Annotated in this window: 30 protein-coding genes, 3 tRNA genes and 1 riboswitch; of the genes, 28 read left to right on the top strand and 5 right to left on the bottom strand. The window is 49.6% G+C overall.

The genetic code is table 11. The features are described from left to right. Positions 1-3 precede the first annotated feature (3 nt). The 24 genes from SLIP_RS10020 to SLIP_RS09905 all read left to right on the top strand — a co-directional run bounded on the left by SLIP_RS10020 (position 4) and on the right by SLIP_RS09905 (position 18,458). The gene (locus tag SLIP_RS10020; RefSeq protein WP_013176169.1) at positions 4-768 is read left to right on the top strand and encodes a hypothetical protein; all 765 of its coding nucleotides are present in this window, start codon (positions 4-6) and stop codon (positions 766-768) included. Next, entirely contained in the window at positions 768-1,544 is a 777-nt protein-coding gene (locus SLIP_RS10015; protein ID WP_013176168.1) for an RNA-binding protein, read from the top strand. The genes SLIP_RS10020 and SLIP_RS10015 overlap by 1 nt, the downstream gene beginning before the upstream one ends. A gap of 1 nt (position 1,545) precedes the next feature. Next, a complete protein-coding gene (locus SLIP_RS10010) occupies positions 1,546-1,989 on the top strand; it encodes a hypothetical protein (protein ID WP_013176167.1) in 444 nt (147 codons plus the stop codon). Positions 1,990-2,472: 483 nt separating this feature from the next. Continuing rightward, positions 2,473-2,766 carry a hypothetical protein gene (locus SLIP_RS10000; protein WP_041433001.1) on the top strand — a complete coding sequence of 98 codons (294 nt, stop codon included), beginning with the start codon at positions 2,473-2,475 and terminating at the stop codon, positions 2,764-2,766. A 110-nt stretch (positions 2,767-2,876) separates the two neighbouring features. Continuing rightward, positions 2,877-3,296: a hypothetical protein gene (locus SLIP_RS09995; protein ID WP_013176164.1), complete on the top strand. Its 420-nt coding sequence runs from the start codon at positions 2,877-2,879 to the stop codon at positions 3,294-3,296. Then, a complete protein-coding gene (locus SLIP_RS09990) occupies positions 3,293-3,742 on the top strand; it encodes a hypothetical protein (protein WP_013176163.1) in 450 nt (149 codons plus the stop codon). Before SLIP_RS09995 ends, SLIP_RS09990 begins: the two co-directional genes overlap by 4 nt. A gap of 300 nt (positions 3,743-4,042) precedes the next feature. Next, on the top strand, positions 4,043-4,312 hold the full coding sequence (locus tag SLIP_RS09985) for a DUF4160 domain-containing protein (protein WP_013176162.1): 270 nt from the start codon (positions 4,043-4,045) through the stop codon (positions 4,310-4,312). 1 nt (position 4,313) lies between these two features. Next, positions 4,314-4,607, top strand: coding sequence for a DUF2442 domain-containing protein (locus SLIP_RS09980; RefSeq protein ID WP_013176161.1), 294 nt, complete (start codon positions 4,314-4,316; stop codon positions 4,605-4,607). 129 nt (positions 4,608-4,736) lie between these two features. Continuing rightward, complete coding sequence (locus tag SLIP_RS09975) at positions 4,737-5,582, top strand: ArdC family protein (RefSeq protein ID WP_013176160.1); 846 nt, start codon at positions 4,737-4,739, stop codon at positions 5,580-5,582. A gap of 125 nt (positions 5,583-5,707) precedes the next feature. Further along, complete coding sequence (locus SLIP_RS12965) at positions 5,708-6,190, top strand: JAB domain-containing protein (RefSeq protein ID WP_049765110.1); 483 nt, start codon at positions 5,708-5,710, stop codon at positions 6,188-6,190. Positions 6,191-6,685: 495 nt separating this feature from the next. Further along, the gene (locus SLIP_RS09960; protein ID WP_013176157.1) at positions 6,686-7,507 is read left to right on the top strand and encodes a DNA adenine methylase; all 822 of its coding nucleotides are present in this window, start codon (positions 6,686-6,688) and stop codon (positions 7,505-7,507) included. Positions 7,508-7,675: 168 nt separating this feature from the next. Beyond that, entirely contained in the window at positions 7,676-7,855 is a 180-nt protein-coding gene (locus tag SLIP_RS09955) for a helix-turn-helix domain-containing protein (RefSeq protein ID WP_041432996.1), read from the top strand. Positions 7,856-7,899: 44 nt separating this feature from the next. Continuing rightward, positions 7,900-8,958 (top strand): tyrosine-type recombinase/integrase, encoded by a 1,059-nt coding sequence (locus tag SLIP_RS09950; protein ID WP_013176156.1) that lies wholly within the window; start codon positions 7,900-7,902, stop codon positions 8,956-8,958. Between the two features lie 271 nt (positions 8,959-9,229). Continuing rightward, positions 9,230-9,298, top strand: a riboswitch (Fluoride riboswitch). 63 nt (positions 9,299-9,361) lie between these two features. Beyond that, on the top strand, positions 9,362-11,095 hold the full coding sequence (locus SLIP_RS09945) for a dynamin family protein (RefSeq protein WP_013176155.1): 1,734 nt from the start codon (positions 9,362-9,364) through the stop codon (positions 11,093-11,095). 203 nt (positions 11,096-11,298) lie between these two features. Next, positions 11,299-11,372, top strand: a tRNA-Gly gene (locus SLIP_RS09940). A 9-nt stretch (positions 11,373-11,381) separates the two neighbouring features. Next, positions 11,382-11,458: transfer RNA gene (locus SLIP_RS09935), tRNA-Arg, on the top strand. An 81-nt stretch (positions 11,459-11,539) separates the two neighbouring features. Next, a tRNA-His gene (locus tag SLIP_RS09930) sits at positions 11,540-11,616 on the top strand. Between the two features lie 625 nt (positions 11,617-12,241). Beyond that, positions 12,242-12,505, top strand: coding sequence for a hypothetical protein (locus tag SLIP_RS09925; protein ID WP_013176154.1), 264 nt, complete (start codon positions 12,242-12,244; stop codon positions 12,503-12,505). Further along, a complete protein-coding gene (locus tag SLIP_RS09920) occupies positions 12,495-12,902 on the top strand; it encodes a PIN domain-containing protein (RefSeq protein WP_242649102.1) in 408 nt (135 codons plus the stop codon). Before SLIP_RS09925 ends, SLIP_RS09920 begins: the two co-directional genes overlap by 11 nt. 235 nt (positions 12,903-13,137) lie before the next feature. After that, on the top strand, positions 13,138-13,371 hold the full coding sequence (locus tag SLIP_RS13180) for a transposase (RefSeq protein ID WP_479725383.1): 234 nt from the start codon (positions 13,138-13,140) through the stop codon (positions 13,369-13,371). Between the two features lie 100 nt (positions 13,372-13,471). Further along, positions 13,472-13,912, top strand: a complete 441-nt coding sequence (locus SLIP_RS09915; RefSeq protein WP_041432994.1) for a transposase — start codon at positions 13,472-13,474, stop codon at positions 13,910-13,912. Then, entirely contained in the window at positions 13,857-14,198 is a 342-nt protein-coding gene (locus SLIP_RS13145; RefSeq protein WP_083762033.1) for a transposase, read from the top strand. The genes SLIP_RS09915 and SLIP_RS13145 overlap by 56 nt, the downstream gene beginning before the upstream one ends. 849 nt (positions 14,199-15,047) lie before the next feature. Then, positions 15,048-15,662, top strand: coding sequence for an HD-GYP domain-containing protein (locus SLIP_RS09910; protein WP_049765053.1), 615 nt, complete (start codon positions 15,048-15,050; stop codon positions 15,660-15,662). 786 nt (positions 15,663-16,448) lie between these two features. Then, a complete protein-coding gene (locus SLIP_RS09905) occupies positions 16,449-18,458 on the top strand; it encodes a flagellar assembly protein A (RefSeq protein WP_013176151.1) in 2,010 nt (669 codons plus the stop codon). A 747-nt stretch (positions 18,459-19,205) separates the two neighbouring features. On the opposite strand, the gene SLIP_RS09900 is transcribed toward SLIP_RS09905, so the two are convergent. Further along, entirely contained in the window at positions 19,206-19,694 is a 489-nt protein-coding gene (locus SLIP_RS09900; protein ID WP_013176149.1) for a PaaI family thioesterase, read from the bottom strand. 54 nt (positions 19,695-19,748) lie between these two features. Continuing rightward, a complete protein-coding gene (locus SLIP_RS09895; RefSeq protein WP_242649101.1) occupies positions 19,749-20,414 on the bottom strand; it encodes a TetR/AcrR family transcriptional regulator in 666 nt (221 codons plus the stop codon). A 495-nt stretch (positions 20,415-20,909) separates the two neighbouring features. On the opposite strand from SLIP_RS09895, the gene SLIP_RS09890 reads away from it, so the two are divergent. Next, on the top strand, positions 20,910-21,140 hold the full coding sequence (locus SLIP_RS09890; protein WP_013176147.1) for a type II toxin-antitoxin system HicB family antitoxin: 231 nt from the start codon (positions 20,910-20,912) through the stop codon (positions 21,138-21,140). A 365-nt stretch (positions 21,141-21,505) separates the two neighbouring features. On the opposite strand, the gene SLIP_RS09885 is transcribed toward SLIP_RS09890, so the two are convergent. Further along, a complete protein-coding gene (locus SLIP_RS09885) occupies positions 21,506-21,919 on the bottom strand; it encodes a hotdog fold thioesterase (RefSeq protein WP_041433639.1) in 414 nt (137 codons plus the stop codon). A gap of 78 nt (positions 21,920-21,997) precedes the next feature. Further along, the gene (locus SLIP_RS12775) at positions 21,998-22,174 is read right to left on the bottom strand and encodes a hypothetical protein (protein WP_169303762.1); all 177 of its coding nucleotides are present in this window, start codon (positions 22,172-22,174) and stop codon (positions 21,998-22,000) included. A 332-nt stretch (positions 22,175-22,506) separates the two neighbouring features. Here SLIP_RS12775 and SLIP_RS09880 point away from each other — a divergent pair, with 332 nt between their 5' ends. Both SLIP_RS09880 and SLIP_RS09875 read left to right on the top strand, forming a co-directional pair. Further along, positions 22,507-23,205, top strand: a complete 699-nt coding sequence (locus tag SLIP_RS09880; RefSeq protein ID WP_013176145.1) for a LexA family protein — start codon at positions 22,507-22,509, stop codon at positions 23,203-23,205. 218 nt (positions 23,206-23,423) lie between these two features. Next, positions 23,424-24,779, top strand: a complete 1,356-nt coding sequence (locus tag SLIP_RS09875; RefSeq protein WP_013176144.1) for a radical SAM protein — start codon at positions 23,424-23,426, stop codon at positions 24,777-24,779. A gap of 127 nt (positions 24,780-24,906) precedes the next feature. On the opposite strand, the gene SLIP_RS09870 is transcribed toward SLIP_RS09875, so the two are convergent. Beyond that, entirely contained in the window at positions 24,907-25,194 is a 288-nt protein-coding gene (locus SLIP_RS09870) for an enoyl-CoA hydratase/isomerase family protein (RefSeq protein ID WP_049765051.1), read from the bottom strand. Between the two features lie 237 nt (positions 25,195-25,431). On the opposite strand from SLIP_RS09870, the gene SLIP_RS09865 reads away from it, so the two are divergent. Next, the gene (locus tag SLIP_RS09865) at positions 25,432-26,829 is read left to right on the top strand and encodes a sigma-54 interaction domain-containing protein (protein WP_013176143.1); all 1,398 of its coding nucleotides are present in this window, start codon (positions 25,432-25,434) and stop codon (positions 26,827-26,829) included. The last annotated feature ends 50 nt before the right edge of the window (positions 26,830-26,879 follow it).

Below are 26,879 nucleotides of genomic sequence, written 5' to 3'. Positions count from 1 at the left end.
GGTATGCTGAAAAAGGCGAGTGTGTTGGTTTTGGTTTTATGTCTGCTTACAGTTGGAGCGACTCCGGTTCAGGCTAAAGATTATCCGGTATACGGCTTGCTTGAATTTAGAAATCACATTGAACCCGAAGCAAAACTGATTAAATCAGAACATGGTCTTTCAGTGTACGCTTACAGGAATGCAGCGCCCACAGAGTCTCAAGTAAACACGCTGTTTCAGGTGTGGAGTAAGCTTCCCGACGCTGTTAAACAAACTAGATACAACAAACCTGTAAGGGTATATTTTGTGCCGGACCCTGCAACGGATCCTAATTGTCGGGCACGAGGACGCTATCTCGAGCTCGGCGCATTTCTAGGGTTAGGAGATATCATATTGTACCCATCAGCGATCGACGGGACTTATAATCTAGCTTATGTGTTTTTACACGAGTTAGGGCACATGTTTGACGAGGCGATCGAGGATTCGTCCGAGTCATTAGACTATTTTATTGCAATGTTTGATGACCTACAGATAGACGGACTGCGGGGAAAACTGAACAAATCGCCTTACGAGAGTCCTTTGAAGCTAAATAAGATGTTATCGGAGGACTTTGCAGACGCATTTGCGAGTTACGCTGGTTTGTATTGGGGCATAAAAGAGGTTGCACCCCCTGACGAGTTTTTATGCGAGCGGGAGCGGAAAGCGTATCAGCATAGGTTTGTCTTTATCGAAAAACTCGTAAACAAAGCAGAGGAAAAGCAAAAAGAAGGCAAGGAAGGTGACGCCTAATGCTTACACATGTTGATCCTATAGAGGTCTTATTTCAAGCAACCAGGACAAGGAAGCCTATAGAGGGCCTCGTAGCAGCGCTGGAGAGAGTGGAGTCCCGACCCGTTTGGGCGGTCCGGCTGGCGAATCCGGTGCTGGAGATACGGGCTATCTGCCCTGTTGAGTGGAGCGGTGTCCATGAGAAAGATATGCCCGCGCTAGTTGGCACAAAACAGGTGTTCTTACCAAAGGAGCTCGACCGCGAGGCCGGCGTGGTTGTGTTGTCCCGAAGCGAATATGTCGAACAGGCTAAGGAGACCTTGAAAGCAACGATAAAACAGGGAGACGTGCTCCCTGCAACCGTGATAGCCGTTCTCCCACGCCGGGAGGATTCTCCAGCTCGGCTGGTAGTGGAGGTAGCAGGCGTCCCGGTGGAAATACCCCGGAAGCTGGCTTCCCGATCCTTGTCCCTGCCGTTGGATAGGCAGTACCGGCCGGGGCAGGTGATCGCGGTGAAGGTACTGGATCCGGAGAATCTGACCTTTTCGGTGAAAGACGCCTACCCCGACCCGTGGCAGGCGTACTCCTTTACGCGTGGGCAGATAATTTCCGGCACGGTAATACAAATAGTACAAGGTATAGTTTTTATAGAGCCGGACGTAGCCCCCGGCATAGCCGGAATCTCCCCCTACCCGGTCCGGGGGGAGGTGAGACGGGGAGACAGAGTGCAGTGCATAGTGGCGACCTTCGATCGTGAAAGAAAGAAACTACATCTTCGCCTTAGAAGGGTGATGTAGCATGAGGGGAATTATTACCGACGAGATGACGGCTGCAGTGCTGGCTTTCATTGAAACAGTCGGCCCGTGCCCTAAGCAGGCGGTAGCACGGGCCTTTCGCATGAGCGAAAGCGATCTGGACAAACACTATTCCCGGCTTCGTGCAGGGGGCTTTCTACGATGCGTCAAGCTAGGGGGAGTGACTTTCTTCATCCCGGCAGACTACGGACGCTTCGACCCTGCTGAAGCCGAGACCCGAGGATGGGTAATGGCCCGGCTGAAAGAAGCCGGGTGTGTGATTCTAGGGCCGGACCGGGTGCGCTTCCCTTCAATGGACGAAGCCCGAGTCCGGGTTTTCCCGGACCGGCGAGAAGCTGAGATTATGATCGCCGGCCAGCGGTATTTCATTTCCCAAAAAGATGCTAAATCTGAGAAAAGCCTAACACAAATCACGCGGAAGGGATAGATACCTGTGAAGGAAATAGAAATGCGATATATAACAGCGATAGGGAGCGGGATCATAACCGGGATAACAGCAGCCGTGATCACGTCAATATTCGCGTGGGCCCTGTGCGACTTCTTTCAACGTCCCTTGTGCCTATCGGCTCTCCTGCTGAGTTTGGGATTTTTCGTGCCGGGCTATTTTTGGTGGGGTGGAGGTTTGGATGACACCGATCAGCGCGTGTTATATCAACTGGGGCTAGTAGCCGGCCTTTCAGCAGGGCTTATTTTGTTAGTACGTCCTATTGCTCATCTCTTGAGCTACATGGTAAAATTAACTTAGGTTGGTTGGTGTTTAGGAGTCGTGCCCTTTAAAGGGCGTTAGGTGTTTAAAAGTTTATGCTCCCTTCGGGAGCGGTAGGTTTTTAAGAGTTAAACAGGCGTTTTGCGAGTCTCAAACAGGCTTGCGGCGCCTGTTTTTTATTTTTCGAGAAAGGGGATGGCTATATTGGGTACAGCGAGAAGAACTGCGTACTACATGTTAGCAGGCATAGCCCTGCTCTGTATCAGCGTAGGCAAAGGCCTTATAAAGGCGAGTCCCTCAGTGTTCGAGGACTTCCTTCGCGCTCTTCCGCGTTCAAGGAGCCTTTTCGAAGCGGTTCTGTTCGGCCTGGGAGGGATAGTCCTGGGGTTCCTGCTGACAGCAGCAGTGATATTCTTAGGGACGGTCCTTTATGGGGCAGGTAGGGCAACAGAGTGGGGATCCCGTAGGGTACTGCCTGAACTGAGAGAAACAACATGAAAGCGAGGTGATGTCCGATCGGCGGCGGCCCTGTCCCGCGTCCGAAAACTTTCGAGGCGCGGCGACAGGGGCCGTGCCTCGGGCATTATCAAGATAAGGGAGAGGAGATTATGACTCACGAGGAGATCAGAGAACTGTTGGCGAGAATCGAAACGCTTAGAAAGGAGCGCAACGAGCTCCTGAGACGGGCTGAAGACTTAGCAGCTGAAATCGAGACCCTAAAGACTATGCTGATGATGCAGGTTCCTCCTGTTGAACCGGATGTGTCCGTGCCGATACAGCAGGACCAACCCGGAGAGGAGGAAACCGCTGAAGGCGTTTTCAGGGTTCTCGAGGCGAGAGAGTCCAAACCAGGGGTAATAAGAGCTTTTGTTGAAGCAGAGGACGGCACTAAGACGGCTATGTACGCCAAGAACGGAGCGGGTAGAGAGCTCGCTTCTTCACTGGGCAAAACCGTAACCGTGACGTACAAAAAGCTCGACAAAGGCTTGTTCGCATTGAAAGTTAAAAGCGGAGGTGAGTTGAATTGATCACGAAAGACAAAAAAAGACTCGGAAAGTCGGAAATAACAGCCGAACTTTTGGCGATGGTGCTTCCTCTGACAGGGCATGATGAGGAATTGGACGACAGGATAGTATGGGGACCAAAGGGAGGGTTTAAAGGGTTTGAAGAATGCCCTTTAAGCTGGATCAGGTTGCCCGACAAACACTTGACCAATCAGGTAATTGCTAAGAATATCCGGCACGGGTTGCATTACGCATACCGCGCCAGTAACTACCTGAGTAAGTACTATCCTTACCCGGCGGACGCCTGGCGGCCTACGACAGCGTACATCCCATACACCCAGGAAGCACTTAAAATTTTAAAAGCCTATCGATGCAACGAGCTTTTCAAGGAAGTACGCCGTATTTTCCTCAACGAAGGTCCTCAGAAGGCCTTGGATTTTATCATTAGTACCGTGAGCATAGACGAGTAAAATTCCGAGAGTCAAAAAGGGACCTCCGGCCCGCAACCATCTCAGAAAGGAGGGATGGAGCGGGCCGGACACGCCCGCTCCGTGTTCAATTTCTGTGAGGCCCTTTCTCCGCATCGAATTCGAGGCGGACTGGGAAACCTTATTCAACAAACGCAATGCGCGCAATAAACGCAAAAAGCGGAGAGTTATTTTTAAAAAAGGGATAGTATCCCTTGTCTCGGCCACGGATTATTTACCGTCCAGGAGCTCCTGGTCGGTTGACTGGGCCGCTCCTCGGCGGTAAAATGGAGATGTGATACGATGCCAATTATATGCGAGTTTTGGGGCTTTAAGGTTTATATGTACTACCAAGATCACCTGCCGCCGCACTTCCACGTGCGCGGACGCGGGACGCACGCAGTCATTTCTCTTCCAGATGGTGCTCTCTTAGCAGGAGATCTCCCGTCAGGAATCGCTTCCCACATCGCGGCGTGGGTTCAAGAAAACGCGGAGGCGTTAATGGAAAACTGGCGGCGGGCACGCTGTAAGGAACCTTTGTTAAAGGTTCCTTCGCCAAAGCGAGGTGTATAACATGCAGTTTAGCGAGGGTATTGAGAGCGTCCTTCATGAGGTTCGAAGCGTGTACCCGGTTGCTCCCTATTACCTGATACTGGAATTCGAGAGCGGAGAGTACCGGGTGGTCAACTTTGAGCCTTTTCTTGAGGGGCCGATGTTCGAACCCTTGAAAGATCCTGCTTTCTTCCGTCAGGTGAAAGCTGACCCGGAGGCGGGGACTGTAGTCTGGCCTAACGGGGCGGATATGTGTCCGGACGTGTTGTACGCCAAGAGCGTGCCGTTGAAGCTGCCGGAAGAGCTGGGAGCATAAAACCAAACAACAAGGCGAGTTTCAGAAGCGGCCTAGATAGGCCGCTTTGATTTTGCACGGGCCGTCCGGCCCGCAACCATCTCAAGAAAGGAGGGATGGAGCGGGCCGGCTGGGCCCGCTCCGCTTATAATGGCGAGCGTATACGAGATCGTTACGGACAAAATCATCCAAGAGCTTGAGAAAGGGGTAATTCCTTGGAAACAGCCGTGGGCAGGCAAGCCCTTCCCGGTAAATTGGGAAACACAGCGTCCGTACCGGGGAGTCAACCTTCTGCTCCTTCCTCCTGGAGGGGAATACGCGACATTTAAGAAGATCACAGAAGCAGGGGGCAGGGTTAAAAAAGGGGCAAGGTCCTACACAGTGGTTTTCTGGAAGCTCTTGGACGTAGAAGAAGAAGGAACAGACGGCGAAACCGAAACGAAGACAGTCCCCTACCTGCGGTACTACCGTGTGTTCGAGGTAAATACCCAGGTGGAGGGGCTGCGGAGTAAGCAGGGGATAGGTCAATACAACCACGAGACAAAACCTACCGCCGAAGACATTGTGGCAAGAATGCCCAACAGCCCCGAAATAGAGCATTTTCCCGGAAGCGCAGGGTACTCCCTGAAGCGGGACGCTATCAGAATCCCGCGCTTGTCCGATTTTGAGACCGTAGAAGAGTATTACCAAACGCTCTTCCATGAACTGGTCCACAGCACGGCGCATCCTGGCAGGCTGAATCGGAAGGTGGGTCCCAAAGGCTCCAGGGAGTATGCCAAAGAGGAGCTCGTGGCCGAGATCGGGGCCAGCTTCCTGATGGCCGAAGCGGGGTTGGAAATACCCCTAACTAACACGGCAGGATATATAGACTACTGGTTGGGGGTGCTTCGGCGGGACAAGAGACTAATCGTGGAAGCCGCAGGAGCCGCTCAAAGGGCGGTTGATTATATCCTGAACAGGCAGGACGAAATACTACCGGCAAAACATATCGCCTAACGAATTTTTAACACTGCGATAAACAGGGCCGTCCGGCCCGCAACCATCTCAGAAAGGAGGGATGGAGCGGGCCGGACACGCCCGCTCCGTGTTGAATGGAAGTAACCTTGTTTGAAGGCGGAGAGTTGACACAGAAGCAGACTCGTCGTAGAAGGAAAAAGCAAGAAACGGCGAGCTACTACTGGGTCACGACCCGGCTGTTGCGCGAATCCGGCCCCTGGTACTCTCCCCCGATTACAGGGCCCGATGCTGTTGTGTCGCTGGTCAACGAACACCTAAACCTGGAAAACGCCGACAGAGAACACTTCGTGGTGCTGTATTTAAACAGTGGAAACCAGGTCACTGCCGCGCAGGTGGTGTCTATTGGATCCCTGTCCAGTACAGTAGTACACCCAAGAGAAGTGTTCAAGACGGCTATCTTGACCAGCTCTATGTCCGTAATAGCAATCCATAACCATCCTTCAGGAGATCCCGAACCGAGCTCAGAAGATATAGCCGTTACAAAACAGCTTGTCGAAGCTGGGAAAATCCTGGGAATAAAAGTGCTAGACCATATCGTTATCGGGAATAAGCGATTTTGGAGTATGCGAGGCATGAAACAGATATGAGAGACCGCCGGAAGGCGGTTTTTGTTTTAGGAGGTGCAGTAATGCCAATGTTGCTAAAAAACTGTTTTAAATGCAGGTTTTTTAGAACGATTTTTTGTGTTCATCCGGAAAGCATTGCGGCCACAAAAGAACAGATGCTTCCTGGTTGGTATCTGTGCTGCCAAAGAAACATCAAACTTGACGAAACAATAAAACCTGTAAAAGGTTTTCCGTGGATTGATCACCAGGTTTTGCGCCAGTTTGCAGCATTAAACGGAGCCGTATCCGTCAAATGCCCATTGGATGTCTCACCACGGCCCTTGCAAGGCGCATTATTCCGATGCGAGGACCTGGAACAAGGGCACCAAAAGGCGGACTAAGGATACTTACTACGCGCAATTTTAGAGAGGGCAAAAGAGGGGGTATATCGCGCACCCCCTCAAATTTTAGGTGCTCAAAACACTACACAGTGAGGTCTTAGAGAGGATAAAAGCCATTTTGAGAGGGGTTGATCTGATGCTCAGAGCATTTTACTATCCCGGTGCAAAAGGAACTATTCTCGCCGACGTGCTCCAAGTCTTAGAAAGCATTCCGCATCAGCACTACTGCGAACCCTTCGGCGGCTCGGCAATAGTGCTGCTCAACAAGCGTCCGGCGGAAATCGAAACCCTGAACGACCTTGACGGCGAGATAGTGAACTTCTTCAGGGTGCTCAGGGATAAACCGGAGGAGTTGATTCGGGCGGTAGACCTGACTCCGTATTCGCGGCAGGAATACCTATTAGCTATTCAGCAGAATGAAGAAATCTCGGACCTGGAGAGAGCCCGACGGTTCTTCGTGAGGGCCTGTCAAAGTTACGGAGGAACAGGAGCACAGAAACCCACGCGAGGCAGATGGGCGTACTCAGTGACAGGACACTGGACCGACACGGGAGCGGCAAAGTATCGACGGGTAGCAGAAAACCTGTACGCCGTTGCCAAGCGACTTCAGCGAGTACAAATCGAGTGCGATGACGCCTTTAATGTAATTAGGCGTTATGACTCTCCCGAAACCCTCTTTTACGTCGACCCTCCCTATCCGTTAGAAAGCAGGGTAGACCATAGCATCTACGCACTGGAGCTTGCCGATGAAAGCCACGATGAGCTTGCCGAGGTGCCGGCAGGGATAAAGGGAAAGGCAGTGCTCAGTACCTACGACTGCCCGCTGGCGAGAAGGTTGTACCCGGAAGGGAAATGGAAGTGGCACGGTTTTCCGGCCCGCGCAAATATCTCACGAGATCGACCCGCGCGAACAGAGATACTTATCGCGAATTACTGCTTCCCCAGGAACTTGTTTTAGACATAAAACAATGAGCTGTTATTTTTTCACAGCATTACCATTTCTACCGGCCTCAACAACGGGGGTTTTGTCTCGGGGATAGAATGAAGTATACCCCGCGCATTTTACCCGCCGTTTTGGGGCAAAATCGGGCAATCCGTTTAAAATTAGGGAAGGAGGTGAGGCGTTATTAAAGTCTATACCGTACCGGAAGTGGCAAAACTGTTGAGAGTGAGCAAAGACACGGCATATATGCTGGTGTATTCGGGACAGATAAAGACCATCAAGGTTTCTCCTAAGAGAGGGCTGAGGATACCTGAAGAAGCATTGAGAGAGTTTCTTAGGCAGGACAAAGGCGGGGATAGGTAGAATGCTTACCTATCCCCGCCTCCCTTTTTTAGGGAGGTGTTCGGATGCTTGAGAAACGAGGCAAGGGATGGCTCGTAAGAATCTATTTGGGAAGGGGTGAGGACGGTAAAAAGAAGTACTTCACACAGATGATATACGCTCCAACAGAATACATGGCCCGGCAGATGGAAGCCGATATAAGGCGAAAGTTAGTGAAGCCTGCCGGATACCGTGTGGCAGTGCACTCTTTGGGTGAATGGTTCGATGTGTGGCTGTCAGAGATCAAAGACACGGTTTCCTACCGTACGTGGAAAGAGTACGAATCCCATGTGCGGAAGCTAAAACCGCTTGTCGGGGACCTGCTGTTGTATTCTGTCCAAGCCGAGGCCCTCTCCAAGCGGCTGGCAGGACAGTTTACCCATCTCAGGCCCAAGACGAGGAAAAACCTTTACGCCACGCTTAAAACGGCTGTAAGAGAAGCCGTGGAGAGGAAACTTGCTCCGAGCGACGCTTTGGTGGGCTTTAAACTGCCTAGAGTGCCGCACGAGATAAGGCGAACCCTAGGCCGAGACGAACTCAAAAGGCTTATCGAAGCCGCTAAGGAGTACAGGCACGGACTCATCATAAGACTGTTGTGCGTAACCGGAGCAAGGTTAGGGGAGATACTCGGTCTCACGTGGGACTGTGTCGATGTTGAGCGAAGAACCATTACCATCGAAAAAAGCGTAGATACCAAACATAGAGTGCTTAAAGGGGACGTCAAGACTCCCCAGGCCAGACGCACTGTGGAGCTGGACGACGAAACCACGGCTCTACTCAAGGCTGTTATGCCGTCCGGCAAGGTAGTGCCGATACACTGGCAAAAAGAAAAAAGCCTGGTATTCCAGGCCGACGACGGTAGGCCGGTGAAATACGAGGCAGTAAGGAAGACACTGCGCAAGGCACTCGAAAAAGCAGGGCTGCCGATCATTCGAATTCACGATATTCGACATTCGGTTGTAACCCTCCTGCTTTCTGAGGGAGTACCCCCAATTCTTGTGGCTAACTTGGTCGGACACAACGTAGGCACGACGGTTAACTGCTATGCACAACAGGTCAGGCACGGCAAGGGTTTGCACCTCTAAAACGGGCACGGTATAATAAACGTGTGAGCGCACGGATTAACAAAAAGATTAACAACCGTGCGACGACGCTCGAAATTACGGGCTTTTAAAGGCACGGAATCAGGTTCAAATCCTGTCGCCCCGACCAGCTCGATAACCAGAAAGCCTTGATAGACCTTTATTTCAGCGATGTAGAAATTTGAGGGAGGCAGGGTCCCTACAGAATTCGGGTTGAGTGTTTACGAGAATCATAATAGAGAGAAACGTGACAGAGGGATGGTTCCCGTATGGTCATGTTTTGGGTGATGGAGCTCACCCCGCGTTAAGCGAAACGGCACCGGCTAATAGCTCCTGTCTAATACCAACCTAGACAGGGGCTTCTGTTTTTTAAGCTCATTTCTTTTAGAGAGGGGAGCAAGATCGGGTGTCGGCCAACATCTTATCGGAGACAATCGAATACCTCGAAAGCATTCGGACATACATCGACAGTGCTACCGCATCCGGGCTGGAAACTCTAAAAGAGAAAATGAAGAAAGACTACTTCAACCTGGCCATCCTCGGACAACAGAAACGGGGCAAGTCTACTCTCGTCAACGCGATTTTGGGGCAGCCGGTGCTGCCGATGGCAGTGACCCCCGCCACTTCGGTCATAACGGTTGTCGAGTACGGGGCTGAACCGACAGTCACAATTATCCACGAAAACGGCCTGCGCCGGGAAGTGACGGTAGGGGAGCTGGCAGATTACATCACCGAAGAGAGAAATCCCAACAACGAAAAGCAGGTAGCGATAGCCCACATAACCTTTCCCTCACGGCTTCTCGGCCGGGGTATCCGGCTGGTCGATACCCCCGGCGTAGGTTCCATTTTTGAACATAACACCCAGACGGCTTACGGATACCTGCCCCATATCGATGCTGCCTTATTTGTCTTCTCGGTCGATACACCGGTAGCAGTCGAGGAGATCAGGTACCTGCGCGATGTTCGCGAGCAGGTTCCTATGATCTACTTTGTTCTAAACAAGGCTGACTTCTATGCTGACCATGACGTGAAGCGGCTCGTGGATTTTACCCGCGTTGCGTTGGAAAAGGAGCTTGGGCAGTCGGTCGACGTGTATCCTTTATCTGCTCTTATGGCCTTGGAGGCGCAGGTAGCCCAAGACCCGCAGAAACTGGAGGAAAGCGGTTTTGCGGTGCTCGAAGAAGCCGTACTGGGTTACTTTTATACGCACCGGGACCGATTGCTGGAGGTGGCATTGCGGAACAAACTGGGCAATCTCCTGTTGCAGGTGTCGACCTCGCTTCGGGTGGAACGGCAGGCCCTCGAATTGCCGGTAGAAGAACTGCGGGCAAAGATAGCCAGCTATACCGAGTTTTTGGGAATAGTCGACAGGGAAACTCGGGATGTGGCCGTGCTCCTAGACGGCGAGGTGGAGAGAATACTTGAGGATCTGGATAAAAAATTTGGAAAAGACAGGTCGTCGTTAGAAAAGACCTTGGCTTTGATGTTGGAGAACTGGTACCAGCAGAATCAGGGTTTAAAGACCAGGTTTTTTATTAAAGCTATCGAACAAGAAGCCCTGACCAATCTCACCTCGGTTTTTGAAAGATGGAGGCAGGAAACGGATAAAGAGGTGGCGCGGGAATTCGAAGAGGCCCAGAACCGCTTCCTGTCCAGGCTGGACGACATTATATCGCGAATTTTGGGCAAGGCCTGCGAGGTTTTCGGTATCGATTACACGGGGGAGAGGTTCAGAGTAGACGTCACGGGGAAGTCAGAGTTCTACTATAAGGTGGGCCTGGACCCGCTGATGCTTGAGATCTCGCCCAGGGCGTTCTCGGGGTTGCTCCCCCGCCGGCTCCTTAACCGGATAATCTGGCAAGGAATGGCCAAGGACATTCCCCAGGACGTAGACCGGAATTACGGCCGCATCCGGTATGATTTCTTGAACCGCCTGCGACAGTCGGCTTTGGCCTTGAAGTCGCTTCTGAAGGAGGAGACTGAGCGGGCCAAACAGGCGGTAAACGCCAGTATAGAACAGGCCATGGAAATCAAGGGTAAAGGAGAGCAGGATGCCGTGGAACGCAAAGCGGAAATCGAGAAACACATAGAAAAGATGCACGCTTGTCTTGCTGAATTGAAGGGGGCGGCCAACAATTAGAAATAAGGGTAAATTTTGACTCAAGAGTTCGCTGCCGATTTCGCTAATTAGCCATACCGGAACGGGTATACGTGTGACTGTTTTCTTTCATGGGGACATTTTCACTGAACTATTACAAGGTGACAATATCACAGAACGATAACAATGAACTAGTACAAACCGTTGCAAAACCAGGATAAAGACAGTATAATAAGAAAGCGCAAGCGGGTGTAGCTCAATGGTAGAGCCCCAGCCTTCCAAGCTGGTTGCGTGGGTTCGATTCCCATCACCCGCTCCATGCGTTATGGTCCCTGTAGCTCAGCAGGATAGAGCAACGGACTTCTAATCCGTAGGTCGGGGGTTCGAATCCCTCCAGGGACGCCATCGCGAATTACAGGCGGTGCAACGCGCGTTCGTTGGGTAGAGTTAAGGAAAATTCCAATCACATTGACAGAGGATCGCGTGGTGGGCGTAGCTCAGTCGGCTAGAGCACCAGATTGTGGCTCTGGGGGTCGTGGGTTCGAGTCCCATCGCCCACCCCAAGTTTCTTTCTGAAAAGCCTTGATAATTTGGCATTTGAGGCAATTTGTAAAATAATGGAGGGCGGAACCTCTTCCTTTCAGGAATGCCGACATATAAAGTATTCTTTCTAGGGTTGTAATCAAAGTGTTAAACAGGAAGAAGTAATAACGCTAGGCTAATAGCTTAGCTTTTTTTGTTTAACATATTCTCGACGGGTACTGCTGGCCGGCTATCCCCCAGAAAAAGGGGGTCTTAGGATGGTATAAAGACCTGCCGTGGCTGAATTCAAGATCAGAGAGGAAGAAGCTGAATTCTGGGATGCCCACAGCTTGCGCGATCACTGGAACTAGATGGGGCCCGTTCAGGTGGAGGTAGATCCATAACTGACCGATATGGTTGCCAAACGGCGCAAGACTAAACGGATTACGCTCCGGCTCCGGGATTGCTAGCTGGAGGCCGTCAAGAGAATAGCCGAAAAGAAAGACATACCTACCAGACCCTGATACGCTTCCGGGTGGCTGAAGCCATCAGGCCGGAGGAAGAGAAAGAAACTTAATGTATCCCATTCCGAATCAGAGGCCTTCCTGTTTGGAAATTCACCTCTGCCTGCAGTCGTAGTATAATGTAACTACGGAGGTGACTACAATGGAATTTGTAAGCGTCAGGGACTTCAAAGCCCGCACCAGTGAGTTTATGCGCAAGAAAGAGGCCGTAATGGTTTTCCGAGGAAGCAAACCGGCGGGAATATTTATCCCTTGGGAGGATATAAGCCTTGAAGACGAGGTTCGGCGAGCAGCCCTGAAGGCTTTAGCGGAAAGGATTGCCGGAGAGCGGGAGAAAAAAGGGATAACAGAGAAAGAGGTGCTGGAGGACTTTGCGGCTTTCAGGAAAGATCGCCGTGGACGCTAACGTAATCCTTTCGGCGCTGATAGGCGGAAAGGCGATCAGGGTATTCATTGAGGCTAAAGAGTTAAAATTCGTCACGACTGACAGAGCGGTTGGCGAAGTAAGAGAATATATCCCGGTCCTGGCTAAAAGGAAGAGTTTGAGCAGAAACGTCATGGAAGCGGTGTTTTCTCTGTTGGAGCTGGAAGTTGTGGAGAAAGAGGCTTATCTGCAGCACGTCCCGACGGCCTTGGAACTGATCGGAAGGCGAGATCCTGATGATGCGGACCTTGTAGCCTTGGCCCTCGCTCTGAACTGCCCGGTGTGGACGAACGATAATGACTTGGTCGAGTTAAAGGAAATAAAAACCTTAACCACAGCGGAAATCTTGTGTTTGGTCGATAGTTGGGAAAATGGTTGAGTTTCACAAGCGCTAAGTACGGACTCCTGCGTTGTCTTTGTCAACGGACCTGTTGCCAAACTCACCGAAGTGAAGGATTTTTGCGGTTAATGTAGAATATTACACCATAAAAAGCAGAACATGGAGTGGTTCGCCTTGATGGGTCGTCGCGTATCCCAAGCCCAAGCTGTTTTACTACACGTCACTTGAAGAACGCATCCCCCAGGACCACCTTCCCCGGAAGATTTCCAGCGTCATCGACTTTTCTTTCATCTACGATTACGTCCGTTGCTGCTACAGTCACACCGGTTCTCCCTCTGTAGACCCGGTTGTTATTTTCAAGATGGCTTTGCTCGGATATCTGTATGGGATACCATCCTATCTAAGGCCCGGGTTCGCTTCGGAAGAGAGGTCTATGAGCAGTTCTTTCGCCACGTTGTCCAAGTATGTTAGGACCGAGGATTGGTACAAGGGGAAAAGGTATTCATAGACGCTACCATCATTCAAGCCAATGCTTCCCTTGATTCCTTAGTAGAAAGAGGAGTCTGTCACCAACTGCAAACGACACCGGAGGAATACCTTGAGCAGGTTTGGGGCGGACCAGCAAGAGATGGACGAGCCGCACCGACCCCGACGCATCGCTGGTTACCAGAAAGGGCTGGTTGAAGCCGATTCTGGCTCACAAGGTGCATATAGCTGTGGACGGAGGAAAAGCCCGAATTGTCACCGCCGTGGAAACGACGCCCGGAGGAGTAGCAGAGAGTCAGGTTCTGGCCACTCTTTTGAGCAAACACATCTTTGTCACCCATTGCAGGCCGGAAGAAGCAGTAGCCGACAGGGCTTACGGGACAAAAAATCTCAGGCGAGAAAGGATTAAAGCCGGTTTCAGATATGACAGTGAACGCGATATCTATATCTGTCCCCAAGGGAAAACGCTTTACCAGACAAAGGAACAAGCTGACGGCTCGGTAGTGTATAAGGTACACCGTCTGGCGTGCAAAGGGTGTCCCCACCACGGTACACTATTGTAAGGCTAAACGACCCGCGATAAAGAGGTACACGGACGAAGAACTTCTTTTCCGGGCAGAGAGCCACTTAAAGACGGAACGTGCAAGAACAAGCCTCAGGCAGCGCACATACTGGCCCGAGACCGTGTTCGCGGAGATGAAGGGTCCGCGAGGACTGCGCCGTGCAACCCTACGTGGTACGACGAAGGTACACACTCAGGTCCTGTTAGCCTTAGCGGTGCACAACATCAGGCAACTGGTCAAGGGAACAGGAAGAAAGAGAAAAAACTTGCGCAGGTTCACAGTTTAGTAGCCAACGTATTTGCGTCATTGTGGACTAACCCGTTCCCAATCCTCTTGCCTTAGCTAGTCGATAACGAAGCTGGCAAGAGGTCCGTTATCAGAAACAAGAATCATAAAACCCGCGTAAACCGTTCGGGACATTACGGCTGCGCTCCTGTTATTGGCCTAAGGCATCCTACAGTGTCTTGACGCCATCCTATGTATATGTTCTCTTGACAAATATCGGCAGAATGTATCAATATATACTGTGAAAAAGGGAAAGAAGTCCTAGTTGTACTTGGCATCAATCAGAACAAACGTTTTAAAAGAAGGTATCTTAAAGTCATAAGACCGGAAGCTGGAACAAGTATGTAGATTAATTGCGGAAAGACTTCTGATGTCATTCCGGCAGTGAAAGCGATGATTCGAATCTGAAGCCGGAATATGCAGGGATAAATTGGCAGTCCGGGCACAAAAAAGAAGTTTAGTGTGAGATTTCGATTCTGGAATCGTCGTTTCATGGTAATGACTAAGTTCGAATCAGACGGTTCAGTATTAGACGTATTTGTAAGCAAGGGATGGAAGAAATAAAAAAACAGGGAAAGGATAAATTGGCATGATATTTGCAGCCAACCAACCAACCAACCAACGGCTTCATAAAACGTGTATTCGATCTGTCAGTTTGCGCAGTAATAGCATGTTATGCTGCGTGTTTTTTACATGATCACGATAACGACAATAATCTAAGAGTTGGTACAGGCCCGGTCAGGGATATCGTCGATCTCTGCCCGGGTCTTGCTTTATGTAAACTAACACAAGTGTTGCGTTTTGACCGGCCTCAACATTCCACCCGAGAGATGAAGGGAATGATGGCTCTATGTCACATGTGAGGATATCTGGCGGGATTTTGGCCAGATTCCTGGTTGGGATTCGCAAGTGCCAGAACATACTTTGGCAGTATGACCCGGGCACTTACTTGCACTGTCAGAAAGTAGCTCAAATCGCATTCTTGCTGGGACGTTTGGTGGGACTTGACTCAGTGTCTAATCAGTACATTTATTTGGGAGCTCTGGTACATAACCTGGGCAAAATCACCATACCCAAGACTACCTTACACAAGAAGACGGCGTTGACTTCGGCGGAACTGGCCATCGTGCGGGAGCATCCACGTTGTGGCAGGGAAATTGCTCTCTGTATTATGAAAAACATATCAGATACTGAAAAACAGACGGTTTTGGATGCTATCGAGTACCACCACGAACGTCCGGACGGGAAAGGATATCTTTATGGTATTTCTGGTTCTGAGATTCCCTTGGCTGCAAAGATTGTTGTTGTAGCCGACGCGTTGGATGCCATGGTCAGTTATCGTCCTTATCGTTCTCGACCGAGCGGTCTGAGACAGGCGTTGAAGGAGTTGCAGGAGAACTCTGGCTCTCAGTCTGACGCGCAGATGGTTGAGAGGCTGGTGAAATTTCTCGCTGGAAGGTATTGATAAGTTTTGTCGTCAACATGGTCAAGGGCACCGATGAACATGCGGCAGCCGGGGAAGCACTATCAGCTGCCGTAGAAGAAGTAGGTTCACTGGCCGAATAGCTGGGCGACATTGCCCAAAAGCTCTAGTGGTTCGGATTCGAAATCTTGGAAGGAAAGTTGCTCAAAATCCGAAAACTCTTGTATACCCTAGAGAGAACAAACCCGTGGAGATCACTTAATTAATTCCCTCGTCCATAATACGGTCCGTGGACGGGTAATTGTTTTTTGGAACACATTCCGTGTTAAAGTTCTTTGGAAGCTAACGGTGTGAATATCAGACAGGAACATCTGACGCAGCGGACCGATGGTGACACTCCGATCAAGGTGAGCAAGGAAACGTTGGCTCAGAAAAACTTGTTTGTCAAGTATTGAGACGCTCGAAAATATGCCTGTGCTTCGAGGTCGTACTACAATCCTGACCCAGGGTTTTGGAAAGCATAAAATCGGCATAAACCGTTCTGGTGATTGCGGTTGAGCTATCGTTCAGGCCTACGTTAACCTGCAGTGTCTTGACACTGCTTGATTCGCTAATTTTGGCTCTTAAGTCAAAGAGGATTTGATGGAATTAATTATTGATTACGGGTGATAAAAAGCAGGGAAACATTGAACTACGTTGAGGATCTGCTCGAAAGAACATATACGGCGTATTTGGCAAGAAATTAGAGAGTCGTGGTCCGGAAAAAATGGCATTGCTTGCAGCGAGAATTCTTCTAGCGGCCTAATGACCAGCCTAGGAGGACGTGGGATGAGAAGAACGTATCGGTTTGAAGGGTCGAGCGTCAGCGAAGCCATCGCGAAGGCGGAAGAGACTCTGAAGGTTTCCCGAGAAAACATGAACATTGAGGTGGTCAAAAAAGACAGACGAGGGTTTTTGGGGCTTGGTCGCACTCGAGCCGTTATTAAGGTGACTTTAATTGACCCCAGGAGCGGCAGTGTGAGAGAAGATAAAGGCGATGGACAGCTAAACCGGTTGATACTTGAGGCGGCTGAAGAAGTAACCGAGGACCATGATGGCCTGGTAGGTGTCAAGGATGGATGCATAATCGTAATTCCACCAACAGGCAATGGGCGCTTTCCTGTTGTAGTTCCTTGCCCGGGGATGAGGCTCAAGGTAAATGGTATTAACTGTACCAAGCGAACAGTGGTGACTGACAGGGATAGTATCGAATGCGAAGTGGTGGCCACAGAGGAACAAAAGCTGTTCGAGGTTGAGGTCTCCAAGGACGGTTTTTGTGCCTACCTTACTGTCTATCCTCCAGTGAAGATAGTTAAGAGGCTTCGCGACTCCGAACCGGTCACTGAGCTCGAACTTGCTGTAGACGAGTTTGTGGAGCCTTTGCCTCCCTTGTCTGTGACTGAAGCGTTGGAGGCTCTGCGTGAAAAAGGGGTAGTATATGGTCTTGATGAGGAGAAGGTCGAGCAGGCAGTCCTCCGGCACAGTGGAATTCGCGTGGCAGTGGCTTTTGGCAAGCCGGCTGTACCTGGGAAGAACGGGTATCTGGACCTGGTGTTTAAGCGGCGTGTGAAAGCAGCCAGTGAGAGGAACAAAAAGATAAAAATTGATTTCCGAGAGCTGGCCGCCTTTGAGTTGGTAGAGGTGGGCGAGGTTATTGCCAGAATCATTGATCCAGTTCAAGGGCAGCCGGGGATGACGGTAACGGGAAAAGAGATACCCTGCGGGGTAGCCAAGCCGGTTCAGTTTAATGTTGGACAAGGAGTCAGGCAGGTCGATGATCGTTTGATTGCGACGATAAGCGGCAGGCCGAAGGTGACAGGAAGTTTGGTAGAAGTTTTGCCTCAGCTGGTAATTGAAGGTGATGTTGACCTCAGTACGGGTAACATCAAATTTTCAGGTGATGTCTTCATTCAGGGGGGCGTTGCACCTGGAATGACTGTCAGAGCTGAAGGCATGGTCATGATCTCAGGCATAGTAGAGAAAGCTTGCGTGATAGCTGGAGACGGAGTGATTAGCCTGAATTCAGTACTGAACTCGCGGGTACGGGCAGGGGGTGAATCAGCCGAGTTAGGCAAGGTGTTACCCCTTGCTAAGCAGATACTTCACGACCTGGAAATACTGAGCGACGCGGTGGAACAGGTAAACTTGAGACTCCAGTGGCGTGGAGAAGAACCGGTTCAGGCAGGAAGGATAGTCGAGGTACTGATTGAAAGGAAACTGCGTGAGCTTCCTCGTATGGCGAAAGAAGTTCTTGAAATATGCGAGCAGAAGGGGCTACATTTAGAAGCAGGCGAGGTCAAACTGTTTCAATCCATAGGAGACTTCGTCCTTCACCCCCTTTCCAGTCTGGTCAGCGGTGAGGCAGACCAGGTGCGTCAGTTGGTTGTGGATTTAAAGGAGTGGATATCGAACGTAGAGGATCGGATGAAAAGAAAATCGGAGGTTTATTTACGGTATGCTGTCAACAGCGAGGTTTATGCTACAGGGTCCATAACTGTTGACGGACAAGGCTGTTTCAACACCTTGCTTTCCTCGGGCGACCGGGTTACTGTGAAGGGAGAACCCGGCGTGTTCAGGGGAGGCCAGATAATTGCTGCCAACGAGGTTTACATAAAGGAGCTGGGATCCGAGGCGGGGGCTTTGACCAAAGTGGATGTGCGCGAAGACCGCCGGGTAGTTTGTGAACGCATCTTAGGCAGTACTCTCATCGGGATAGGAAGACGTTCGGTGAGAATAGATGAGCCCCGAAGATCTTTGGTGGTTTGGATGGATAAAGACCGAAGGATAAGGATGAGGTGAAACCGTGCGAATTCTTTATTCACGGCAGTACCGGCTTTATTTGAGCGAGTATATGCCGCCTTCAGGCTTCCTGCATGTTGTGAGGTATGCGATCGATTTGTTTAAAACAGCAGAACCGAATCAATTCCTAAACAAGCTGTTACCATATATATTGAGAAACGTTAATAAGATTGATTGGAACGCTGCTACTTGAAAATTGATAACAAATGGGTTGGAAAGACCATAGGCACGTAGACGTGCAATATTACCTGGGATAAAAGCTCAGGCACCTACCATCTCCACCTTGCGGCAAGTATCTTAACTCACGGCTACATGCCATTTGACCGGGAAGTTTTTACTCAAAATTTGGGACATGACCTTTACCGATGTCAGCTACCGCTTGGGTATACTTGTAGGGTGATATGTGGGATGTACTAAAGATAACTTTAAACTAAAAAACCCGCGGTAGAACCCTGGAGGCGACGCCTTGTGCTCGAATATTTGTGGAAGGGTGATATAGGTGACCAATAGGTGTTGTACATTACGTTTTCGAAATTGCGTAAATGTCGATGCCAATAGTTAGAACTGGTTTGATTCTTACGTCACTGCTCTTCGTCCATAACCGTATAACTCAAGAATGAGGAAGAAGATCGAGCCGGATTTGATTCTCTGTGCCGGGGATATGAATAGGCATCTGATATCCATTAGCCAGGGTGCGGTGCTGCTCCCATTTTTTGTTTTCAGATGATATCGGACTGTGCAAAGGTATCACTCGATAAACTTAGGAGGCAGCGGTTTACCGCCCATTGCGATTACTGCCTGCTCTATCGTTTGCAAGCCGCGGGTTATCATTTGCTTGGAAGTACCATGGGCGAGCGGCTTCCCTTCTTCATTGGTAACCATTGCTTCGGCCAAGCACACATTTCTTCCGATTTTTATGCGGCGACCCTTGACAATAAGCTTTCCTTCTTTAACTGGGGCCAAATTGTCAACGTTCAGATCGAGCGAAATTAACCCTATATTTTCATCTAGCTCGCAATACACTGCCCAGTAGGCCGCAGTGTCAATCAACGAAGAATAGACGCCGCCGTGAATACCTCCGAACGGATTAAGATGCTTTTTTTCCATCGTTGTTTCCACTAATGAATAGCCGGGACCGATATCGCGAACTACCATGGAAAGCAGTTGAAAGTAAGGCCCCGTGTTTATCAAATCGATAACTGCCTGTACGTGTTCGGGATTGAGCTTTCGCGCCATTAAGGATCACCCCCTTTCATTTACCCACCAGTTTTGTCCTCTTAGGAGTTTACTTTAGGTTTTATCCTCGACGTTGATTTGCTGTGCTACGTACTCGTCGAGTGCTTCTATCTTAACCAACCCAATGGCTAGGGATTTGTGGAAAGACACGACCATTTCTAGCATTTCTTCTTTAGATATAGCCTTTAATATTATCCATTTATAGAGCAGGTATTTTTCGACTGCTAGAATGGCATGGGCGATAGGAGCTACTGGCAGATTGCGAAAAATTCCATGCCGTATACCGTAGTCTATGTTTTTGATAGAGAATTCAATAAGCTTGTCATCAAACTCTTTTAGGCACTGGTCAATAACGTCGCTTGTTCCCGCTGCTCGGCAATATATCTCCGACAGTTTTTCATTTTGAGCAAACACTTCCATGGTCACTCTCTTTGTTTCGATGAAGCGAACGTAAAGATTTTTTTCCTGGGTGTAATAGTTCTTTATGCTGGAAATTATCTGGCTTAAGAATTCCTCTAAAAGTGCTTTTAAGATTTCTTCTTTACTGTTGAAGTATTTATAGAACGTACCGGTGCCGAGACCGGACCTGTCGATGATAGATCGTACTGAGGTATTGGAATATCCTTTTTCTGCAAAAAGTTCAAGCGCACTTTTCAGCAACCTTTTTCTTTTTTCCATCATTTTTGCCTGCAGATTCAAGCGTTTTGTATCCTGTAACAAGTTCAAGTACCTCATCCCTTCTGAATGAACGTTCGTTCCTAATCTTGTTACAAATTATAACTCTAATGTTTTTGACAAGCAAGCGAGACTTTTGCAAACTGACCGCTCCTTAAAAATCGGGGATATATCGTAGATAAAAAAGGACTTCACCCCCCCGTTTTGCCGAATTCTTTAGGTGAAAACATCCGAAAACAACAAGACAGAAAATACCATGCCCAAGCTATTATCCCGCTTAACCGGCGCAACGCCAAACAGCCCAAAGCCGAGTTTGACTGGGACGGAGTCTACTGTTTCTTCCTACGATAACTGGCAACGATTTTGCCGGTAGCGGTTGTTCTCGGTTTGTTTGAGTCTGGTTTTTTCGGATTATGCAAAAGTCTCTATTATAGAAAACTCTCTCGCTTAAGCAGGAATTTGCCTATAGAAAAGCTAAGACTTACTTCGCCAAGGCATACTATTTAAAGGCTGAAATGCGTCTTTGGGAGGTGTAGCAATATGCTCTACCGTTACAAAGTTATTCTGGAGTGGGATGAGGAAGGCAAGGGATATGTTGTTTCCGTTCCCGCCCTGCCTGGATGTTTCACCCAAGGGAATATCGTTGAGGAAGCCCTGGAGAGGGCCAAAGAGGCTATAGCGGGACACCTTGAAGCTTTAGCCCAGGAAGGTTTACCCCTGCCCACTAAAGACGTTGAAATAGCCGAAGTGCAGGTAGAGATAGCCTCATGAGCAGGCTACCCAGGGTCACGGGTAAAGAAGTGGTTAGTGCGTTAAAGAGGGCTGGCTTTGTGGTGAATCCCAAACCGCTGGGATGGTTTTTCTGGTTTATTTTTTGATTTGGCGGGCGGCACCCGACTGTCGAACATCTCTAAACCGCGCCAGCTCTTAGCATCCAAATCAAAGTCAACCGCAGGAACCGTCCCCGTGGTTGCCGCTGAAAAATCTCTTGCCATTATGTTGACCGATCAGCCATATTTGAATTTCTTTAACTGACCCTGCAGAGGGGGCGAAATGTGGGTTTTGGAAGGTTAAAAAAAGAACAGGCTCTGTAAGCTTATCATTGAACGCTGCCTGGAAGAAACGGCCGGGGACCGTTATTCTCCCTTGCGGTAAACCAGGCCCTCAAAAACGGCGATCAGATTATTCTTTTCGTCGCGTACTTTTACCCGGTAAAGCCGGGTCCGCCTCCCCTTAGTCTCTTCCACGGCCTCGGCGGTAAGGACTGCTCCGGGCGGGGGTGCCTGGACATAGGTAATTGTTACGCTCAGCGCGACAGCAGTTGTTCCCCCTGCATTGCTGGCAGCACCAAAGGCTGCATCGGCCACGGCAAAGATGGCCGCTCCATGCGCTCCACCGAGGAAATTACACAGCGAGTCCGACACCGCCATTTCTACCACCGCATACCCTGGTCTGACTTCTAAAAAGCGCATGTCCAGGTGGCGAGCAAAAGGATCGGCTGTAATTTTTTCTTTCACCTGGTCCTGACTCGCTTCATCACCCAGATTCATTGTTGCCACTTCACATCCTCCTTTCGTGATAGCCGAACGGTTTGTAAAAACCTTGACAAAGACAAAACCTGAGTCCAGTCAGAAGACCCTAACCACCTTTTTCAACAGGCAAGCCCGGCAGCGCAGGTTGCAGCCCCAGAAATAAAGACAGGCAATCTCGAAATCGGGTGAGTAAGTGACATGATAAACATTCGTGGCTTTTGCCAGCTGTAAAGAAGGGTTTGACAAACCCGGTATTTCTGTCGCCTTCATCATGCTTTTCCACCGCCTTATTCCTCTAACGTCTTCTGCAATCGCACCTCACCACATGCAGGATCATTTCCACAATGTGTCGAACCATTAACATGAGACCTCGCCCTCACCCTCCTTTGTTGACATTCGTGTTGGGATTTGATTACCCTATAGAGGCAACCTGCGAGGTCCCTTCTGCTACTTCCTGTCTCAATTTACCTACCACGATTTTACACTTTTGCGGGCGAAACGCGATAGCTTAAACGAGTTTTCTTGACAGTAGCTGTGAACAGGGCTAAAATTTGTTATGACAGGATTTTTGGGAAATTGGGGTTTATATTTGAGGAGAGGTTTAAATGGCTGTTACCAGGCGGCAGATGGACTTCTTGCGAATCATCAAACAGGTCTACGAAGCTACGAGCCTGCCCGTGCACTACGCTCGTGTGGCTGAATTGCTGGGAATAAGCAAATGGAGCGCTTATGAAATGCTGAAAACACTGGAAAGAAAAGGATTCCTGACCAGCCAGTACGAGGTCGACCAAGAGAAAAAGTATCCTGGGCGGGCACGGGTAATGTTTGCGCCTACTCAACTGGTTAATCTCGTATTGTCGGGAAAAACGTTGGAAGACATGGCACCCGTCAAGGAGTTTCAGTTGCTCAAAGAAAGATTAATGTCCTTCTACGACAAAACCACCAAGAACGCTCCCGAGGAACTTGTGGAACAAATGAGGACTGAATTGTCCAGCGCCGAAAATCCCTTAGTGTTCTGCGCATACGTAATCACCATCTTGATTTTGCAGTTGCAAACCTTGAGCAAAACCAGCATTTCTCTGCTCAAAAACGTGGCTTTGGAAGTATCCGAAGGGAAAATAGGGCTGGCCATGTTTGTTGGTGCTGCAATTGGCAGCATGGCAAAAACAGCTTCCCGGGTTCAGAGGCTTTCTCATATGGTTGACTGCCTGTCGGGGTTCCAGAAGAATCTGGCAATGCTGAGCCAATCTGAGCAGGCGCTGCTGATGAACTTTTTGAGTGAGACATTGGCAAAAGCGACATAATTTTTTTGCGAGTTATTTGTGGAATTTGGGGATAATGTTGATATTGGGGTAAGGGGTAATTTTTTTAAGATGATTTTGGGGATTTTGGGGAGACTTTCCCTGAACAGGAGGTGAGAAAACGTTATCTTTATTTGCTCTTATTCTTAAGATTCCCGGACGTGGTTGGCACCATCCCATCCTTGATTTAAAAAATAGGGGCAGAAAGGAGTGACTGAAAAGTGTTTGAGTACGCCAAAAAGATGGTCGGAGAAGCCGTGATAACGGAAGCGGCGAATTACCTAGCCAAAGACCCGGAAAACAACATTGAAAAACTTCTAAATATCGCCAGTAAGCTGGCTATACGCCAAAACCATAAAGAACAGATTGCATCTGCCGGTAAACACCTTTCCGACAGAGATTCTCACTGGCACAAGCTGCTTGTCAGGACTTTGAGAGAAACCCATCCGAAAGTCCGCGAACGTCTGGCCGTCAATTTCATCATCAACTCGGTGCTGCTCGGCATCCCCAAACAATACGAATTAGCGGAAAAGCTGGGTTATGCCGTACCGTGGGCTATTCTCATGGACCCTACCGACCGCTGCAACCTACGCTGCAAAGGTTGCTGGGCGGGCGAATATGCCAAGAAAAACGACCTCACTTTTGAACTGATGGACCGAATAGTCAAGGAAGGCGAAGAACTCAACATATTTTTCTACCTTTTCTCCGGCGGCGAACCGCTCCTCAGGAAAGACGACATTTTAAAGCTGGCAAAAAAACATCCCGACAGCGTTTTCCACATCTTCACCAACGGGACTCTGATTGATGAAAAGTTTGCCGAAGAATGCGCAGACGCAGCCAACATAATATTCGCGATCAGCATCGACGGTTTCGAGGAATCCACCGACATGCGCCGCGGTAAAGGGACCTTCGCCAAAGTCATGCGGGCTGCCGATATCCTGCATAAATATGGGCTTATTTACGGTTTCTCAACCACTTACCACCGCCACAACGTCGAAGAAATCACCTCCGACGAATACATCGACATGCTCGTCGACAAGGGTTTCCGTTTCGGATGGCTTTTCACCTATGTTCCGGTAGGTTCTGAGTCTGATTTGGAATTTATGGCCACTCCTGAGCAGAGGGCGTATGTTTGTAAGCGCATCCGAGAGATTAGGGCCACCAAGCCTATCCTTGTTGCCGACTTCTGGAACGACGGGGAACTCACCGGCGGGTGCATCGCGGGGGGACGGCGCTATTTCCATATCAACGCGGCCGGCGATGTAGAGCCGTGTGCTTTTGTCCACTATTCTTGCGTCAACATCAAGGACACGAGCCTAAAAGAAGCGCTCGGTAATCCGCTTTTTCTGGCTTATCAAGAGCGGCAACCGTTCAACGAGAACCACCTGCGTCCCTGCCCCCTTATAGACAATCCGCGGGGGTTGGCGGCCTGCGTCAAGGAGAGCGAGGCCCGTTGCACCCAGACGGTTTCGCTTGATGCCGAAAAATTTGCCACGAGCTTAGAAGCCTACGCTGCCGAGTGGGGCAGGAAGGCCGACAGGATTTGGGAACAAACAAGGAGAAACATTGACCGATAAAAAAGGGGAGGATTTACTGTTTAGTTCCATTGGTGGGACTGAAAGCTGTGGGATACCGGTGAAGCGTGTAATAACCGGTATCCCATTGTACAGCACTCGGTTTTAACATCACGGTTCAGCTCGGCCATTATTTTATTTTCAATGCTTCTTGCAGTCCATATCCGTCTGGAGAAATGTGATGGACCAAACCTATTCGTTCCGCTTCCTTTGCATTGATATGGCGCCCGGTCATGAGTATTTCGCCTGCTCGGGAAAGCCCTATCGAGCGCGGCAAACGTTGGGTAGAAAACAGGAGTCCTAGATTGACACCCGTAGCACCAACCCGGGCCGTCTCCTCCATAACCCTTATGTCAGCACAAAGAGCGAGCTCCAAACTGGCTCCCAGCGCAAAACCGCTGATAACTGCTTCTTGCAAAAATTCTATTCCAAGCGCATAGCATATTATTGGAAAAAATGTTGCGAAATTGGTGCTATTTAGTTGCCTGCGTGAGGTCGTTGTTCCCTATAATGGACGTATAGAACTGTTTGAAAGAAGCAGAAAGGTACTTCTATCTATTTAAATGTTCTATCTATTTAAATGAATATATGCAGCAAACGTGAAATACATTTGCTTACCAGCGCTAGGAGCGGGTTGCCAGAGGGAGGGGTTAATATGGCGGGGGGATGGCTATTGGATGGACAACAACTTCTCATGGATGCTATTATGACGGTCCCTTACATAGCCGCAATGATAGTCGACAAACAAGGCTACGTGGTGTTTGTCAACAGGACCTATCTGAAGATGCTAAAACGCACCGAAAAAGAGACATTGGGCAAGCATGTCAGTGAGATCACGCCTAACAGCCGCACTTTAGAAGTTCTCAAGACCGGCAAAGCTATAATCGGTTACTACTGGCCGATCAACGGGTACGAAGGAGTCGCTTCCAGCATACCGTTGTTTAAAAAAGGCGAACTAGTCGGGTGCCTGGCCTACAGCATATTTCTCGATGTTTGGGACGGCAAGACCTTAATGGAAAACCTGGTTAACGAATTAAACGTGTATAAGAAGGAAATAACCAGTTTGTACGCATCGAAGTATACGTTTGACGCCATCATCGGTGAGTCACAGGCTTTGCAGAAGGTCAAGAAACTGGCTTGTCAGGTAGCAAACCATCCGGATACCACGGTGCTGATTACCGGAGAAAGCGGAACCGGAAAAGAGTTGCTGGCTCACTCGATTCATAGCGCATCAAGCCGCGCCAGATTTCCTTTCGTGAAGGTAAACTGCGCAGCCATACCTGACAACCTGCTGGAAGCGGAGTTATTTGGTTATGGAGAAGGGGCTTATACCGGGGCCAAAAAAGGAGGCAAGCCCGGCAAGTTTGAGGTAGCTAATGGCGGCACCGTTTTTCTGGATGAAGTAGGGGACATGTCCTTGGCTATGCAGGGGAAACTGCTGAGGGTGTTGCAGGAAAAAGAGATGGAAAGGCTGGGAGACAACAAACCGATACGGGTGAACGTGAGGGTCATAGCTGCTACCAATCGCAACCTCGAAGAAATGGTCGAACAGGGGAGGTTCCGCGAAGACCTTTACTACCGGCTAAATGTTGTAAGGATCCACATGCCGGCCTTGCGCCACCGGTCTGGAGATATCCCTCTGTTAGTTAAGTATCTACTGTGTAAACTGAACAAAAAGTTAAAAACGTCGGTGATGGGGGTATCCGCGCCGGCTATGGAAAGGATTATGAAGTACAGCTGGCCGGGTAACGTGCGTGAGCTGGAAAATGTTTTGGAAAGGGCGTTGATTCTTGCAGAGATGAGCGGGTCCAAAACCATAACCCCTGAGTACTTAGTGCTGATGAACGACAGGGCAAATGCGTCTGCGGTTTCATTTGGGAAAGGGCTGAAGGCCCTGACCGAGGAGTTCGAACGACAGGTAATCGCCCGTGTCTTGGAAGAGACCGACTACAATAAGATGGAGGCTGCCATTCGCCTGGATATCGATGTTTCTTCACTTTACCGCAAGATAAAACGGTACGGGCTTGGGATCGGCAAAGGTGCTGGGGTCTAATCGAAGAGGGTTCAAAATGTCGGCGGCAAAGCCAAAGAGGAACTTTAAGC

This window comes from Syntrophothermus lipocalidus DSM 12680, assembly GCF_000092405.1.
GTDB classification, from domain to species: Bacteria; Bacillota; Syntrophomonadia; order Syntrophomonadales; family Syntrophothermaceae; genus Syntrophothermus; species Syntrophothermus lipocalidus.
This window is presented reverse-complemented; position numbering and strand designations above follow the sequence as displayed.